This window comes from Burkholderia sp. BCC1985 (genome assembly GCF_905339915.1).
Classification (GTDB): domain Bacteria; phylum Pseudomonadota; class Gammaproteobacteria; order Burkholderiales; family Burkholderiaceae; genus Burkholderia.
Genome location: NZ_CAJPGY010000022.1, coordinates 46,642 through 61,881 on the forward strand (window position 1 = coordinate 46,642; position 15,240 = coordinate 61,881).

Below are 15,240 nucleotides of genomic sequence, written 5' to 3' on the forward strand. Positions count from 1 at the left end.
CTCGCGGGTGGCCCGATGAAGATCCGCTGGCTGCCTGCGCTGCTGATTCTCGTCGTCGTCGCGGTCACGATTCGCCTCGGGTTCTGGCAGCGCGAGCGCGCGCACCAGAAGGAAGCGCTGCAGGCGAACGTCGTGCGTTACGAGCACGCGGCGCCGGTCGACGTCGGCGCGCAGCCGATTCCGCTCGCGTCGATCGAGTTCCACCGCGTGCGGGCGAAGGGCCGCTTCCTGCCGGAGCAGGCGGTGTTCCTCGACAATCGGCCGTATAACGACCAGCCGGGTTTTTACGTCGTGATGCCGTTTAAACTCACGGGCGGCGGCGCCGTGCTGGTGAACCGCGGCTGGCTGCCGCGCAACATCGCCGATCGCACGGCGATCGAGCCGTTCCCGACGCCCGGCGGCGAGATCGAGATCGAAGGCATCGCGCGCGCCGACGCGTCGCGCGCGTTCGAGCTCGGCGAAGGCGGCTCGGCCGCGCACCAGAAGATCCGGCAGAACCTGGACGTCGCCGCGTATGCGAAGGAAACGGGGCTGCCGCTGCAGCCGTTCGTGATCCAGCAGACGAGCGACGACGGCGACAAGCTCGTGCGCGACTGGCCGGCGGCGACGACCGGCGTCGAGCGCAATTACGGTTACATGTTTCAGTGGTGGGCCATGGCGGCGGTCGCGCTCGGCTTCGGCCTGTACGCCGCGCGGCGTGCGGCGAAGAAGTCGGCCGGCGCGTGAGCGCCATGGCAGGACGCGGCGCACGCGCCGCGGGTTCGTTTCGAGAGGTCTGATTTGTCCATGCAATCTTCCCGTCAGGGTCCGGCCGCCGCGCCGATCTCGCCCGCGGCCCGCAAGCGCGGCCGCTGGATGCTCGTGCTGCTGGGTCTCGTGTGCGCGGCGCCGATCATCGCGTCGTACTTCACCTATTACGTGATCAAGCCGAAGGGCGGCTCGACCAACTACGGCACGCTGATCGAGCCGCAGCGGCCGATCCCTGCCGACCTGCAGGTCACCGACGAAACCGGCAAGACGGTGCCGCTGTCGTCGCTGCGCGGCGTGTGGCTGTTCGTGATGACCGACCGCAGCGCGTGCGACGATGCATGCGCGCAAAAGCTCTACTTCATGCGCCAGATCCGCGTCACGCAGGCGGGCGAGCGGCACCGGATCACGATGGTGTGGCTGCGCAGCGATGCGGGCGCGATTCCGCAGAAGGTTCTGGAAGCCTATCCGGACACGCGCCGGCTGGTCGCCGATCCGGCCGCGGTGGCTGCATGGCTGCCGGCCGACGCCGGCACGAAGGACAGCGACCACCTCTACATGGTCGATCCGAACGGCAACCTGATGATGCGTTTCCCGAAGGACCCGAATCCCAGCAAGATCAAGTCGGACGTGACCAAGCTGCTGAAGTGGTCGAGCATCGGCTAAGGCGAGACGACGAGGCAACCATTCGATGTCGTATCTACTGCAACTCGGCCTGATCGGCCTCTGCATCGCGCTGCTGCCGCTGTCGTACGTGTGGGTGAAGGCCGACGACGACAAGTTCCGCAAGCTGGTGTGGATCACCACGTTCCTGACCCTCGACCTGGTGATGTTCGGCGGCTTCACGCGGCTGACCGATTCGGGCCTCGGCTGCCCCGACTGGCCCGGCTGCTACGGCACGTCGTCGCCGTTCATCGCGCACGCCGCGATCACGGCCGCGCACCGGGCGATGCCGACCGGCCCCGTCAGCATGACGAAGGCGTGGATCGAGATGATCCACCGCTATTTCGCGATGGCGATCGGCGTGCTGATCATCGCGCAGGTCGTGATCGCCTGGTCCGCGCGGCTGCGCCGCCGCCCGCTGCACGTGTCGCCGTGGTGGCCGATGAGCCTCTTGCTGCTGATCGTCGTGCAGGGCGTGTTCGGCGCGTGGACGGTCACGATGAAGCTGCAGCCGGTGATCGTCACGACCCACCTGCTGCTCGGCCTCATGCTGCTCGGCACGCTCGGCTGGCTCGCGGCGCGGCAGACGCCGCTGCCGTCGCATGACCCGGAGGCCGGCCGCTACCGCGCGGCCGCGCTCGCGGCGCTGGTGCTGCTGGTCGTGCAGATCGCGCTCGGCGGCTGGGTGAGCACCAACTACGCGGTGCTCGCGTGTACCGACTTCCCGACCTGCAACGGTCAGTGGATGCCGCCGATGAACTTCGGTCAGGGCTTCCATCTGTGGCGCGCGCTCGGCATGACGAAGGACGGCGACGCGATCACGCAGGATGCGCTGGTCGCGATCCACTGGACCCACCGCACGTTCGCGTTCGTCGTCGTCGCGTACCTGGTCGCGTTCGCGCTGAAGATGCGCCGCTTCGAGTCGCTGCGTCGGCCCGCGAACGGCGTGCTGCTGGTGGTTCTGCTGCAGTTCCTGACGGGCCTGACCAACATCGTGCTGCAGTGGCCGCTGCCGGTCGCCGTCGCGCACAACGGCGGCGCCGCGATCCTGCTGCTGCTCGTCGTCATGTTAAACTTTCGCATCCTTTCAAGCCGCCCCGGCCGTGTCGTGCAGCCCGCGCGCGACGCCGCCCCGGCGTGACCGTCCCCATGCAAAGCACCCTTTCCCAATCGCCCGGTAGCCGGTTCTCGCAGTACATGGCGCTGACGAAGCCGCGTGTCACGCAGCTCGCGGTGTTCTGCGCGGTGATCGGCATGTTTCTCGCGACGCCGGGCATGGTGCCGTGGCATGTGCTGATCGGCGGCACGGTCGGCATCTGGCTGCTGGCCGGCGCCGCGTTCGCGATCAACTGCCTCGTCGAGCAGAAGATCGACGCGATGATGCGCCGTACCGCGTGGCGTCCGTCCGCGCGCGGCGAGATCACGACGCCGCAGATCCTGCTGTTCTCGGCCGTGCTGGGCAGCGTCGGCGCATGGACGCTCTATACCTTCACGAACCCGCTGACGATGTGGCTGACGATCGCGACGTTCGTCGGCTACGCGGTGATCTACACGCTGCTGCTCAAGCCGATGACGCCGCAGAACATCGTGATCGGCGGCGCATCGGGCGCGATGCCGCCGGCGCTCGGCTGGGCCGCGGTCACCGGCGCGGTGCCCGGCGACGCGTGGATCCTCGTGCTGATCATCTTCGTGTGGACGCCGCCGCATTTCTGGGTGCTGGCGCTCTATCGCCGCAAGGACTACGAAAACGCGGGCCTGCCGATGCTGCCCGTCACGCACGGCGAGAAGTTCACGCGGCTGCACATCCTGCTGTACACGGTGATCCTGTTCGCGGTCACGCTGATGCCGTTCATCTCCGGGATGAGCGGCGCCGTCTACCTGACGAGCGCGGTGCTGCTCGGCGCGGTGTTCCTCGCGTATGCGTGGAAGATCCATCGCGACTATTCGGACGAACTCGCCCGCAAGGCTTTCCGTTACTCGATCGTCTACCTGTCGCTGCTGTTCGCCGCGCTGCTCGTCGATCACTATGCGCGCCCGTTGCTCGGCGTGTAACCGCACGGTTTGAACGCAATGCTCCATTCATGGTTCGGGCGCCGCGCGCGCCAAGGCTGGATGCTCGCGTCCGCATTCGCGGCAGCCACACTGCTCGCCGGCTGCGACAACGCGCCGAAATTCCAGAATCTCGACATCACCGGCAACACGCAGTTCGGCAGCGATTTCTCGCTGCCGGATACGGCGGGCAAGGTGCGCACGCTCGGCGACTTCAAGGGCCGGGCGGTCGTGGTGTTCTTCGGCTATACGCACTGCCCGGACGTATGTCCGACGACGATGGCCGAACTGTCCGAAGCGCTGAAGCAGCTCGGCCCCGATGCCGCGAAGCGCGTGCAGGTGCTGTTCGTCACCATCGATCCGGAGCGCGACACGCCCGCGCTGCTCGGCCAGTACGTGCCCGCGTTCGATCCGTCGTTCATCGGGCTGCGGCCGGCCGACGAGGCGGCGCTCAAGAAGGTCACGAAGGATTTCCGCGTGTACTACGCGAAGGTGCCCGGCAAGACGCCCGGCAGCTACACGATGGATCACACCGCCGCGAGCTACGTGTTCGATCGCGACGGCAAGCTGCGCCTGTTCGTGCGCGACGGCCAGGGCCCCGGCCCGTGGGTCCACGACCTGAAGCTGCTGGTCGACTGAACGGCGTACGCCGCAGGTTCGCCCGGGCGCTCGCCTGGCGCTACGCGTGACGGCCGCGACGCGCCGTCACGCATTCCTCCTTCTTCCCCTCGATCTGCATGCGCCGCCTCGCGGGGCGGCTGCGTATGAACATTCGTGCGCTGACGCGCTTGCGCGCGTTACGGCAGCGCCGGCACGTTGAAGCCTTGCGCGGCACGCGTGATCCGGAATTCCGTCACGCGATACGTCGCGAGCCCTTCGGTCACGAACGGATCGGTCTCGAGGATCGCGTCCAGTTCGTCGCGGTCGATGCGGGCCGCGAGGATCACGCCGCCTTCGCGCGGCACCTTCGGCCCCGCCGCGATGAAGATGCCGCGCTCGAACAGCGGCTGCAGATACGCACGGTGGCGTTCGAGTGCATCGTCGATGCGCTCGAGCGATGCGTTGTAGTGGATGTCGATGACGTACATGGATGGCCCTGGAATTGTCGCCGGCGCGTGGTGTGCCGGTCGGCCGGTCTTTTTAGCACAGCGGCCGTTCCCTGTCGTGCCGGCCGTCGTCGCGCATCGTCCACCAGCACCGCCGCGGTGCATACCCATATGAGCGGGATGTATTTCACTTCCGGCCGATCCTGTGACACCATTTGCCCCTTCCTGCGAGTCCGGGGATACCCGTATCGCGCCCCATTTTCAGTTAGCAAGAAAGCGAGAAACAGATGAAGCGTCGCAGTCTCCTGAAGGTATTTTCCGTGCTGGCCACCGGTGCCGCGCTGACGCTGTCGGCGGGCGCGCACGCCGAGGACAAGGTCATCAAGGTCGGCACGGTGGCCGGCCCGGATGCGGAAGTGTGGCAGGTCGTGCAGAAGGTCGCGAAGGAGAAGGAAGGCCTGAACGTGAAGGTCATCGAGTTCAACGACTACGTGCAGCCGAACGCGGCGCTCGACTCGGGCGACCTCGACGCGAACAGCTTCCAGCACCAGCCCTACCTCGACAGCCAGGTGAAGCAGCGCGGCTACAAGATCGTCAGCGCGGGCCTGACCTACATCTCGCCGATCGGCGTGTACTCGAAGAAGTTCAAGGCGCTGAAGGACCTGCCGCAAGGCGCGAAGCTCGCGGTGCCGAACGATCCGTCGAACGAGAACCGCGCGCTGCTGCTGCTGCAGACGCAAGGCGTGATCAAGCTGAAGACGGGCGCCGGCACGGGCGGCAACAACGCGACGGTGCTCGACATCGCCGAGAACCCGAAGAAGCTGAAGATCTCCGAGCTGGACGCCGCGCAACTGCCGCGCGTGCTGTCGGACGTCGACGCCGCCGTGATCAACACGAACTACGCGCTCGCCGCGAACCTGCAGCCGACCAAGGACGCGATCGCGCTCGAATCGCTGACGAGCCCGTATGCGAACCTGATCGCCGTGCGCGCGAAGGACAAGGATCAGCCGTGGGTGAAGAAGCTGGTCAAGGCGTACCAGTCGGCGGAAGTGCGGGAATTCATCAAGAAGCAGTTCAAGGGCTCGATGGTTGCGTCGTTCTGAACGCCGCACACCGGTCGGACCGTTGAAACGAAGAGGCCTGCATCGCGCAGGCCTTTTTCGTTGGTGCGGCCGGCAGACCATTGCGCGGCGCGCGGCGTTCAGCGCGGGCTCACATCTCGCCGCGCCGCGAGCAGATCGCCATGATCTGCTGGATCGCGTAGTTGTCGCGCACGCCCGGCAGCGACTGCACGACGCACTCGTGGAAGCGCCGCTCGCGCGGCAGCAGCATCGCGTTGTTGCGGTACAGCGCGTCGCACGAGCGCTGGATCAGCTGCGCGGCCACGCCGTTGCGGCTCTCGCGCAGCGCGCCCAGCATGCAGTCGTCGTATTGCGCGTAGCCGTCGGTCAGCGCGAATGCCGCACCCGGCAGCGTTAGCGCGACGGCCGCGCATGCGATCGCACGGATCCCCCGTTTCATAGGCCCTCCGATGGTGTGGATCGGGTCGGCGGACAGCATAACGTAAAGCGGAAAGGGCGGCTGATGCGTTGCGCCGGGGGCGGTGCGGAGCGCCGCCGGCCGGGAGTCGTGCGCGCTTCGCAGTGGCGCGGCGGCAGGCGGTGAGCCTGCTGATGGCATCGCTGCGGCCGTCGCGGATCCTGCTGCTCGACGGGCGCACGGCCGCGCTCGACCCGAAGACGGCCGCGTTCGTGCTGGAGCTGACCGCGCGCATCGTCACCGAGAGCAAGCTCACGACGATGATGGTGACACACAGCGTGCGGCAGGCGCTCGACTACGGAGACCGCACGGTGATACTGCATCAGGGGCAGGTCGTGCTCGACGTGCCGGACCTGCTGCAGATGTTCGAGAAGGTGCGGCACGAGCAGTTCGACGACGACGCGTTGCTGCTCGGCTGATGTGCGGCAGGTGGGCCGGCGCGATGCAGGGGCAGCATCGCGCCGGATTCAGTCATCGGCGCTGATGTCCGATGCGGACTCAAGAAAAGAGCTTGCCGGGATTGAGGATGTCGTTCGGATCGAGCGCATGCTTGATCGCCCGCATGCATGCGAGTTCCGTATTGCTTCGCGTATAGCCGAGAAATGCGCGCTTGTGCGTGCCGATGCCGTGTTCGGCTGACACGGAACCTTGAAAGGCTCTGACGAGTTCATAGATCGCGCTTTCCACCGCGTCGGGTGGCACATCGGGGATCGTGTGCCCGTCGACGGTGATATGAAGGTTCGAGTCGCCGATGTGGCCGAAGAAATAGGCCCGACTGCTTGGCCAGCGTTGCGCGAGCACGCCGCGGCATGTGTCGACGAATTGGCCGATCGCGCCGATCGGTATGCTGATGTCGAAATTGATCGGGGCGAGCTTGACGGGAAATTCGGACGTTGCCTCACGGATCTCCCAAAGCGCGTGTGCTTGCGTATCGGATTGCGCGAGCACGGCGTCGAGCACGAGGCCCGATTCGAGGTGTTCGCCCAGCACGTCGGCGAGTCGCTCATCGTTGCCATCGGCGTGACCGGTCTGTTCGATCAATGCGTACAGCGGGTACGCAGCGGAAAGCGGGCTGTGCTTGCTGCGCGACAGCGATACACCCAGCGTGAAGAAGTCCGGCCACATCAGTTCGAACGCGCTGAGTTCCTTGCCGAAGCGCGTTCTCAGCAACTGCAACAGATCGACCGCGCCGCGATAGCCAGGCAGTGCGCACAGCACGGTGTTGCGATGCGTCGGGCGCGGCGCGAGACGCAATACCGCACGCGTAATGATGCCGAGCGTGCCTTCGGATCCGATGAACAGATGGCGCAGATCGTAGCCCGTATTGTTTTTGACCATCTTGCCCATTCCGCTCAGCACGCTGCCGTCCGCCAGGACGACCTCGAGCCCGAGCACCTGGTCTCGGACCATTCCGGACTGGATGACGCGAATGCCGCCAGCATTCGTGGCAAGGTTGCCGCCGATCTGGCAGGTACCGCGAGCGCCGAGATCGAGCGGGAATTCGAAGCCGGCCTCTGATGCGGCTTCCTGAATCGTTTGAAGCGTCGTTCCCGAAAGTACCGTCATCGTCGACGCGGACGCGTCGATCTCCTCGATGCCTGTCATCCGTTCCAGCGAAATGCAGATGTCCCGCATGGTCGGTACGGCTCCGCCCGCGAGGCCGGTCAGTCCGCCCTGGGGAACGACGCTCTGGCGTGCGTCGTTGCATAGCCGCAGCGTCGTCGCGACTTGCTCGGTCGTTCGGGGGAGCACGACCGCAAGTGGACGATGCGCGGACTTTCGACTCCAGTCACCAAGATAACGGTCGTCGATAGCCGCGCCCGTCCGTATCGCGTCGTCACCGAGTGTGGACATCAGGGTGTGCAGGATCGTTTCCATAAGTGATCGCTCGTCCTCGCGGCAAGGATGACTGGCTCGATGCATCGCCATCGCCACGGTATTCCGATCTCGGCTCCCGCGTACGGTGATGCTGCCCGGTCCGGCGTGCAGTGCCGGTACGATCTGACAGTCTAGTCCGGTTTGGATATGGGTGAAGGCCCTATGGGTGAAATCACTGACGCTAAAAACATGTATATAAATCAGTGTGTTGAGGTTTTATTTCGGTTTGTTGGTGGGTTTGCAAAGAAAACACTCTTGAAAATAAGCGGCCGCGGTCTAGTCTGGTCTAGACCGCTTGCAGAGTCACCCGGCAGAGGCGAACGCGACGTCGCATGCGGTGAACTCCTTTTGACGCCCGTCTACCCTCACGTTCGGAGTCTTTGCCATGAAAGCCATCAAGCGTCTGCTCGTCCTGTCTGCCGTCACGCTGCTACCGAATGCCGTGCCGGGCGCCCACGCGGGATGTCTCGACGATGTCAGATCCGCTGGCGTGCTGCGCTCGGGCAATGGCCTGATGGGAACGCGCCCGTTTGTCTGGCAGAACGAGGACGGCTCTTATGGCGGCTTCGAGGCGGAACTGTTCAAGGAGGTCGGCAAGCGCATCGGCGTGCCCAGGACGGAGTACGTGGTCACCGAATGGAGCACCCTGATTCCGGGGTTGAAGTCGAAGCGATGGGACGTGATCTTCTCGTCGATGTCGGCGACGCAGGAACGCATCAGGATGGCGAACGTGCAGTTCTCCCGCCCGTATTTCCTGCTCTATGACCAGATCATCGTGAAGAACGATTCGCCGATCCGGTCGCCGGCCGATCTGAAGGGGAAGAAGGTTGGCACGACGCTTGGTACGAACGATTCGGTGAATGCGCATCGCCTGATGGACGAGGGCAAGATCGGCGATGTGATGGATTTCAACTCGTTCGGCGAGCCGTTCGTCGCGCTGCAGAACAATCAGGTCGACGCGGTCCTGCTCGATCAAGGCACGCTGCTTGGTCAGCGCGAGAAAATGAAGAATCTCCGCGTGGTAGGCCAGCCGATTTTCTATCATCCCAAACCCGAATGGGTCGATGCTGAGGCGAAAGCGAACTACCGGTTCGGGGCCAGCGCAGTCGCCGTTCGGACCGAATGCGCGGACCTGCTCAACGCGGTCAATCACGCGTTGCAATCGATGGACCAGGACGGGACGCGGCAGCGCATTCTGAGCCAATACGGCGCATGGTCGGCCGAACAGGCATCGTTGACGAAGTAGGGCGGTGACATGAACGAATTCCTCTTTCACATGATCCCGCGGTACTTCCCGTTTCTGTTGAAAGGTGCGTTGATCACGATCGAGCTTTCCCTGATCAGCATGCTTTGCGCGATTGCACTGGGGCTCGTCGTTGCGATCGGCAGGTTGTCGCCGCGCCGCTGGATCGTCTGGCCACTGAATTGCTACGTGGAGATCTGGCGTGATGTGCCGCTGGTCGTCCAGCTGCTCGTGATCTATTTCACGTTGCCTCAGATTGGACTGACACTGCCGGGCTTCTGGGCCGGCGTGCTCGGCCTGACGCTCAATCTCGGCGCCTATCTGTCGGAGGTGTTCAGGGCGGCGATCCAGTCGATCGACACGGGGCAGCGTGAGGCTGGCATGACCATCGGCATGTCGAACGCGCAGATATACCGGCGCGTGATCCTGCCGCAGGCGATGAAGGTCGCGCTACCGACCGTCGGCGGCTACTTCATATCGCTAATGAAAGACTCGTCGCTCGTGTCGTTCATCGCCGTCAACGAGCTGCTTCGGCACGGCACGATCGTCATCGCGGAGACCTTCGCGAGCATGCAGGTTTATCTGATGGTCGCGATCATCTACTTCGCAATGAGTTTTGCCGCAGCGCGCGCGGTGCGATGGGTCGAACGGAAGTTTACCCCCGCGCATCGTGGGGGCCTGCGCATGGTGCCGCGCGTCCCGTCCGCAGGCGCAATCGGCACGTTCGGGACGAAGCGCGGCGCGGGGGTGACTCTTGATGGCTGACATGACTGACGGTTCGACGCCGATCATCGAGGTGCGCGGTCTGGAAAAATCGTTCGGGAATCTCGCGGTGCTGAAAGGGGTAGACCTCAGCATCCGGACCGGCGAGATCAATTTCTTCATCGGGCCGAGCGGCGGAGGGAAATCGACGCTGCTGCGCTGTATCAACTTCCTCGACGTGCCGACCGGCGGAGAGATTCGGTTCGACGGTGAAGCGCTGTGCGGGAGCGACGGCGGCTCGTTCCGGGTGAAGCCGGAGGCGCGGCTACGCGCCGCGCGCCGCAAGATGCCGATGGTGTTCCAGCAGTTCCATCTGTTCGCACATCGCACCGTTCTCGAGAACGTGATCGAAGGACCGATTCATGTGCTCGGCCGCGCGCGTGATCGGGCGATAGCGGATGCCGAAGCGATTCTCGCCGAAGTCGGTCTCGCCCAGCGCCTCGATCACTATCCGGATCAGCTCTCGGGCGGGCAGAAGCAACGCGTTGCGATTGCTCGTGCGCTCGCGATGGAGCCGAAGGTCGTGCTGTTCGACGAGCCGACGTCAGCGCTCGATCCGGAACTGGTCGCTGGCGTACTCGATACGATCAGGACGCTGGCGGAAGCCGGCATGACGCTGGCGATCGTCACGCATGAGATGGGTTTCGCGCGCAAGCTCGCCGACCGGATTCATTTCGTCGCCGACGGCGTCATCCTCGAATCCGGGGCGCCCGACATGATTCTCGCGGTCGATCATGACGTGCGGGGGCGAATCGGCCAGTTTTTGCGCGCGGTCGAGCGCTGACGACGCACCGTTAGCGGCGGCCAGGTATCGCCGGACCGGTCATTGGGCGACTGGCGCCCACCGGGGCGCGCGTTTTCGGTGGATGCGATGCGTATCGTCGTGAACCGTAAGCCCGTGCAACGACAGGAGAATCGATGGGCAACACTCATATTCAAACGAACGTGGACGGCGTGCCACCGTATATCCGGAGCTTGCCGATATACGTCGCGGGACGCTCGGCGCAATCGGTTGCCCGCGAATATGGCCTGTCGCGGATCATCAAGCTTGCGTCGAACGAAAATCCGCTGGGGTGCAGCCCGCGCGTCGCGGCTGTATTGACGGACCTGGCGTCGCGGGACGAAGCAAGTCTGGCGCGCTATCCGGAAAGCGACGCGCCGGACTTGAGGGCGGAACTCGGCCGCTATCACGGCGTGTCGCCGGACCAGATCGCGGTGACGAACGGTTCGCATGAGCTGATCGATCTGTGCGCGGCGCTCGTACTGAGTGAGGGGCGCGTGGGGCTGTATTCGCAGTATGCGTTCCAGGCGTATCCGATCAGTATCCGGATGCGTGGCGCCGAGGCATGGGCGGTCGACGCGCGGCATTATGCGCACGATGTCGATGCAATGTGCGCGGAACTCGAGGCCGACAGGGAGAGGCTGATTCGCCTCGTCTATCTCTGCAATCCGAACAACCCGACGGGAACCTTGATGACGCCGTCTGACGTCGAGCGAATCGTCGCGACGGCCGGCAAGGATCGTCTCGTCGTACTCGACGAAGCGTATATCGATTACGTGGCGCCGTCGTTGCGGGTCGATGCGATGTCGCTCGTCGCGCGTTATCCGTACCTGGTCGTCGCTCGTACGTTCTCGAAAGCTTATGGACTCGCATCGCTGCGTATTGGCTATGGTGTGATGAGCGCGGACATGGCCGATATGGTCGCGCGTATCCGGCCGACATTCAGCGTGAATGCATTGGCACAGCGCGCCGCTTCGGCGGCCCTCGCGGACCGCGAATTTCTGCGTCGCACGCAGGAGAGCAATCGCGCCGGGATCGCACAGATTGCCGGCGCGCTCGAGGCGCGCGAACTCGAATACATTCAGACGCACGCAAACTTCATCGCGATTCGTCTTCCCGATGCGAAATCCGCGACGCAGCGGTTGCTTGAGAAGGGCGTTGTGGTCCGGCCGCTTGGCGCGTACCGGCTCGACGATTTCATTCGCGTGACGATCGGAACGGACGAGGAGAATCGCATCTTCCTCGACGCGCTGTTCGGCGAGCGAAGCGATTGAATGCTGACGCCGTACGCCGCCGCCGGCGGGTCGGCACTGCGACAACCGGTTACGTTGACCATCCAGACAGGATTTCACAACACAATGCTTAAAGCAGGCGTGCCGTTTCAGCAGATCAAGACGATTGTCCGGGATAAGGTGAGGGCAGGCGAATGGAATACAGGTGATCGCATTCCATCCGAGGTCGACTTGGCGACGACGTATGGAGTCGCACGCATGACGGTCAACCGGGCGTTGCGGGAACTGACCGAAGAGGGCGTGCTCGAGCGCGTGGCGGGCATCGGCACGTTTGTCGCGGTGAGCAAGCCGAAATTGAACCTGCTGGTGATTACGCACATCCGTGACGAAATTCGGGCGTGCGGGCACGACTATTCCTGTCGCGTCGTGATGCAGCGGCCGGAATTCGCACCTCCCGAAATCGCCGGCGCGTTTGGTATCGAGCCCAACGCGCCGATCTTTCGCTTGATATGCGTGCACCTGGACAATGGCCGACCGCTTCAGCTCGAAGATCGCTATGTGAACCCGGCTGCCGCGCCGGCGTTTCTCGCGCAGGACTTTACGGTCGAGCCGCCGTCGGAATATCTGTTCAACAATATTTCCCATCACGAACTCGAGATCGAGCACGTTGTCGATGCGGCACATCCGTCGGAGGCGCAGGCGCTTCTGCTGGAGATCGAGGTCAACGAACCGTGTCTCATTCTTACGCGCCGAACCTGGACTGCTGGCGTTCCCGTCACGTTCGCACGCTTTTTTCATCCGGCCCATCGCTATAGCCTGGGATCGCGATTCAGGCCTGGCCCATTGAACCCGCAAGCGCGGGCGACAGGCCGGCAGCCCGATGTTTCGAAGTGAAAGGGATGCAGCAGGCGGCGGATTCGAGCGGACGGTTTGCGCCGCAGGCTGCCGCATCCGGTCGGCGATCGCGTGCCCGAGGCCCGCATCAAGCTCACGCCGTGCGCGTTTGTGCGGCGGGCGCGCCGGATCATGATGAACGTCCTGGCCGCCTCCATGCTTCCCTCTGACAAAACCCCCGTTTCGTACTAGTACTGTGCGACATGAACGCATTGCCATATACTGTATATCCATACAGTTGTGGGTGGCGTCATGCTCGCATCCTCCATTTCTCCCGAATCCCTCCATCCGTCCCTCTGGCGCGGCTCGCAGCTCGCGCGCGGCGGTTCGCGCACGATCGACACGGGTTTCGCGCCGCTGTCCGCCGAGCTGCCGGGCGGCGGCTGGCCGGTCGGCGGGCTCGTCGAACTGCTGGCCGCGCAGCCGGGCTGCGGCGAGATGCGGCTGCTCGCGCCGGCGCTCGCGCGCACTGTCAGCGCGCGGCGGCCGCTCGCGCTCGTCGCGCCGCCGCAGTCGCCGCATGCGACCGCGCTGGCCGCGCTCGGCGTGCCGGCCGACGCGCTGCTGTGGCTGCGCGCCGGCAGCCGTACCGATGCGTTGTGGGCCGCCGAGCAGGCGCTCAGGACCGGCTGCTGCGGTGCGCTGCTGCTCTGGCAGGACGCGCGGCCCGATGCGCTGCGCCGCCTGCATCTCGCGGCCGCGCGCACCGGCGACACGCTGTTCGTGATGCTGCGCCCGCTGTCGGCGGCCAAACAGCCGTCGCCGGCCGTGCTGCGCGTCGCGCTGCATCCGGTGCCGGGCGGCGTGTCGCTCGACATCGTCAAGCGTCGCGGGCCCGCGCGCAGCGAGCCGCTCGCACTCGATTTGCCGTCGCCCATCGTGGAGAGCCGCTATGCGCGTCTTGCTCGGCATCCATCTGCCGCGCCTGCCGCTCGACGTGTGCGCCCCGCCGCCGTCTGACGGCGCGGCGGACGGCGCAAACGGCGCGGCAGACGACGCAGGCTGCGCGGTGCTCGAACAGGGTGTCGTGCTGATTGCCGATGCGCCGGCGCGCCGGCAGGGCGTGCGCGCGGGCATGAAGCGCGGCGGCGTGCTGACGCTTTCGCCCGACACGCGGCTCGTCGAACGCGATCCCGCCCGCGAGGCCGATGCGCTGCGCGCGGTCGCGCTCGCGTTGCTGCGCTTCTCGCCGTGCGTCGCGCTCGACGACGAAGCGACGCTGATCGTCGACGTCGGCCCGAGCCTGCGCCTGTTCGGTGGCCTGCCGTCGCTGTGCCGCCAGGTGCGCGCGACGCTCGCGGCGCTCGGCTATGCGGCGCGCCTGTCCGCCGCGCCGACCGGGCGCGGCGCGTGGCTGCTCGCGCGCATGTCGGCGCGTGCGCGTATCCGGCGCCGCGTGGCCGGGCCGGCTTCGCTCGTTCGTACGCTCGATCGCTTGCCGTGCGTGTTGCTGCCCGACGCGCGCCCGTATGCGGGCTGGTTCGACGGCCTCGGCTGCCGCACGCTCGCCGATCTGCGCCGCCTGCCGCGCGCGGGGTTGCAGCGGCGCTGCGGTCCCGCGCTGCTGGCCGCGCTCGATCGTGCGTACGGCGATGCGGTCGAGCCGCTCGCGTGGATGGCGGTGCCGCCCGTGTTCGACGTGCGGCTCGAATTGCCGGAGCGCGTCGAATACGCGGAAGCCGTGCTGTTCGTCGCGCGGCGGCTCGTCGTGCAGCTCTGCGGGTGGCTGGCCGCGCGGCAGCTGTCGCTGGCCGCGATGACGCTCGATCTCGAGCACGAGCGCGGCCGCCAGGCCGTGCCGCCGACGCCGCTCGAACTCGCGTTCGCCGCGCCCGTGCGCGACGAGACGCACTTCATGCGGCTGCTCGGCGAGCGGCTCGCGCGCGTCGAATTGCCGGCCGCGGTGATCGCGGTGCGGCTGAAGGCCACGCGCGTCGAATCGGTCGCACCGCCGGCCGACGATCTCTTCCCCGAGCCGGGCGGCACGCGCGAGACGCGCGCGCGGCTGTTCGAACTGCTGGTCGCGCGGCTCGGCGCGGACAACGTGCTGCGCGCGGCGCCGGTGGCCGACTATCGGCCCGAGGCCGCGAACCGCTGGCTGCCGCTCGATGCACCGGCGGGCAAGCCGGCTGACGGACTGCCGGCTGCGCCGCCGCGTCCCGCGTGGCTGCTGGCCGAGCCGCTGCCGTTGCTGATGCGCGGGGAGCGGCCGGTATTTCATACGCCGCTGCGAATGATGTCGTCGCCCGAACGGATAGAGGCAGGGTGGTTCGACGGTCAGCACGTGGCGCGCGATTATTGCGTCGCGCAGGACGAAGAGGGCGCGTGCTATTGGGTGTTCAGGGAGCGGGCGGGGAGCGAGGCCGAACCGCACTGGTTCCTGCACGGCCTGTTCGGGTGAGCGGC

Annotated in this window: 16 protein-coding genes and 1 pseudogene; 14 read left to right on the forward strand and 3 right to left on the reverse strand. The window is 65.8% G+C overall.

The genetic code is table 11. The annotated features are described in order from the left end of the window. The first annotated feature begins 15 nt into the window (after positions 1-15). The 5 genes from U4Z31_RS22520 to U4Z31_RS22540 are packed head-to-tail and all read left to right on the forward strand — an operon-like array spanning position 16 to position 4,098. Positions 16-726 carry an SURF1 family protein gene (locus U4Z31_RS22520; protein WP_321811407.1) on the forward strand — a complete coding sequence of 237 codons (711 nt, stop codon included), beginning with the start codon at positions 16-18 and terminating at the stop codon, positions 724-726. 60 nt (positions 727-786) lie between these two features. Continuing rightward, on the forward strand, positions 787-1,413 hold the full coding sequence (locus U4Z31_RS22525; RefSeq protein WP_124486530.1) for an SCO family protein: 627 nt from the start codon (positions 787-789) through the stop codon (positions 1,411-1,413). A 25-nt stretch (positions 1,414-1,438) separates the two neighbouring features. Then, entirely contained in the window at positions 1,439-2,551 is a 1,113-nt protein-coding gene (locus U4Z31_RS22530; protein WP_321811408.1) for a COX15/CtaA family protein, read from the forward strand. 8 nt (positions 2,552-2,559) lie between these two features. Then, positions 2,560-3,462: a heme o synthase gene (gene cyoE / locus U4Z31_RS22535; RefSeq protein ID WP_006477738.1), complete on the forward strand. Its 903-nt coding sequence runs from the start codon at positions 2,560-2,562 to the stop codon at positions 3,460-3,462. 18 nt (positions 3,463-3,480) lie between these two features. Next, positions 3,481-4,098, forward strand: a complete 618-nt coding sequence (locus U4Z31_RS22540) for an SCO family protein (RefSeq protein WP_321811409.1) — start codon at positions 3,481-3,483, stop codon at positions 4,096-4,098. Between the two features lie 158 nt (positions 4,099-4,256). On the opposite strand, the gene U4Z31_RS22545 is transcribed toward U4Z31_RS22540, so the two are convergent. After that, complete coding sequence (locus tag U4Z31_RS22545) at positions 4,257-4,547, reverse strand: YciI family protein (protein WP_044848209.1); 291 nt, start codon at positions 4,545-4,547, stop codon at positions 4,257-4,259. A gap of 245 nt (positions 4,548-4,792) precedes the next feature. Here U4Z31_RS22545 and U4Z31_RS22550 point away from each other — a divergent pair, with 245 nt between their 5' ends. Further along, complete coding sequence (locus U4Z31_RS22550) at positions 4,793-5,608, forward strand: MetQ/NlpA family ABC transporter substrate-binding protein (RefSeq protein ID WP_044848208.1); 816 nt, start codon at positions 4,793-4,795, stop codon at positions 5,606-5,608. Positions 5,609-5,717: 109 nt separating this feature from the next. Here the strand turns inward: U4Z31_RS22550 and U4Z31_RS22555 are convergent, their stop codons facing one another. Further along, complete coding sequence (locus tag U4Z31_RS22555) at positions 5,718-6,026, reverse strand: VF_A0006 family four-cysteine protein (protein ID WP_321800731.1); 309 nt, start codon at positions 6,024-6,026, stop codon at positions 5,718-5,720. A 128-nt stretch (positions 6,027-6,154) separates the two neighbouring features. On the opposite strand from U4Z31_RS22555, the pseudogene U4Z31_RS22560 reads away from it, so the two are divergent. Then, positions 6,155-6,463: pseudogene (locus U4Z31_RS22560) on the forward strand (ABC transporter ATP-binding protein); the annotation flags it as partial. Positions 6,464-6,542: 79 nt separating this feature from the next. Here U4Z31_RS22560 and U4Z31_RS22565 read toward each other — a convergent pair. Beyond that, positions 6,543-7,922, reverse strand: a complete 1,380-nt coding sequence (locus tag U4Z31_RS22565; protein ID WP_321811410.1) for an FAD-binding oxidoreductase — start codon at positions 7,920-7,922, stop codon at positions 6,543-6,545. 385 nt (positions 7,923-8,307) lie between these two features. Between U4Z31_RS22565 and U4Z31_RS22570 the strand changes: the two genes are divergently transcribed. From U4Z31_RS22570 to U4Z31_RS22600, 7 genes are all read left to right on the forward strand, one after another. Continuing rightward, a complete protein-coding gene (locus U4Z31_RS22570) occupies positions 8,308-9,168 on the forward strand; it encodes a substrate-binding periplasmic protein (protein WP_044848205.1) in 861 nt (286 codons plus the stop codon). A 9-nt stretch (positions 9,169-9,177) separates the two neighbouring features. Then, the gene (locus tag U4Z31_RS22575; protein ID WP_063927872.1) at positions 9,178-9,930 is read left to right on the forward strand and encodes an amino acid ABC transporter permease; all 753 of its coding nucleotides are present in this window, start codon (positions 9,178-9,180) and stop codon (positions 9,928-9,930) included. Next, complete coding sequence (locus U4Z31_RS22580; RefSeq protein WP_321811411.1) at positions 9,923-10,711, forward strand: amino acid ABC transporter ATP-binding protein; 789 nt, start codon at positions 9,923-9,925, stop codon at positions 10,709-10,711. The genes U4Z31_RS22575 and U4Z31_RS22580 overlap by 8 nt, the downstream gene beginning before the upstream one ends. A 134-nt stretch (positions 10,712-10,845) precedes the next feature. Further along, a complete protein-coding gene (gene hisC / locus U4Z31_RS22585; RefSeq protein ID WP_321811412.1) occupies positions 10,846-11,982 on the forward strand; it encodes a histidinol-phosphate transaminase in 1,137 nt (378 codons plus the stop codon). A gap of 84 nt (positions 11,983-12,066) precedes the next feature. Then, positions 12,067-12,834, forward strand: a complete 768-nt coding sequence (hutC, locus tag U4Z31_RS22590; RefSeq protein WP_321811429.1) for a histidine utilization repressor — start codon at positions 12,067-12,069, stop codon at positions 12,832-12,834. 252 nt (positions 12,835-13,086) lie between these two features. Then, positions 13,087-13,794: a translesion DNA synthesis-associated protein ImuA gene (gene imuA / locus U4Z31_RS22595; RefSeq protein WP_321811413.1), complete on the forward strand. Its 708-nt coding sequence runs from the start codon at positions 13,087-13,089 to the stop codon at positions 13,792-13,794. Beyond that, a complete protein-coding gene (locus U4Z31_RS22600) occupies positions 13,727-15,235 on the forward strand; it encodes a DNA polymerase Y family protein (protein WP_321811414.1) in 1,509 nt (502 codons plus the stop codon). Before imuA ends, U4Z31_RS22600 begins: the two co-directional genes overlap by 68 nt. The last annotated feature ends 5 nt before the right edge of the window (positions 15,236-15,240 follow it).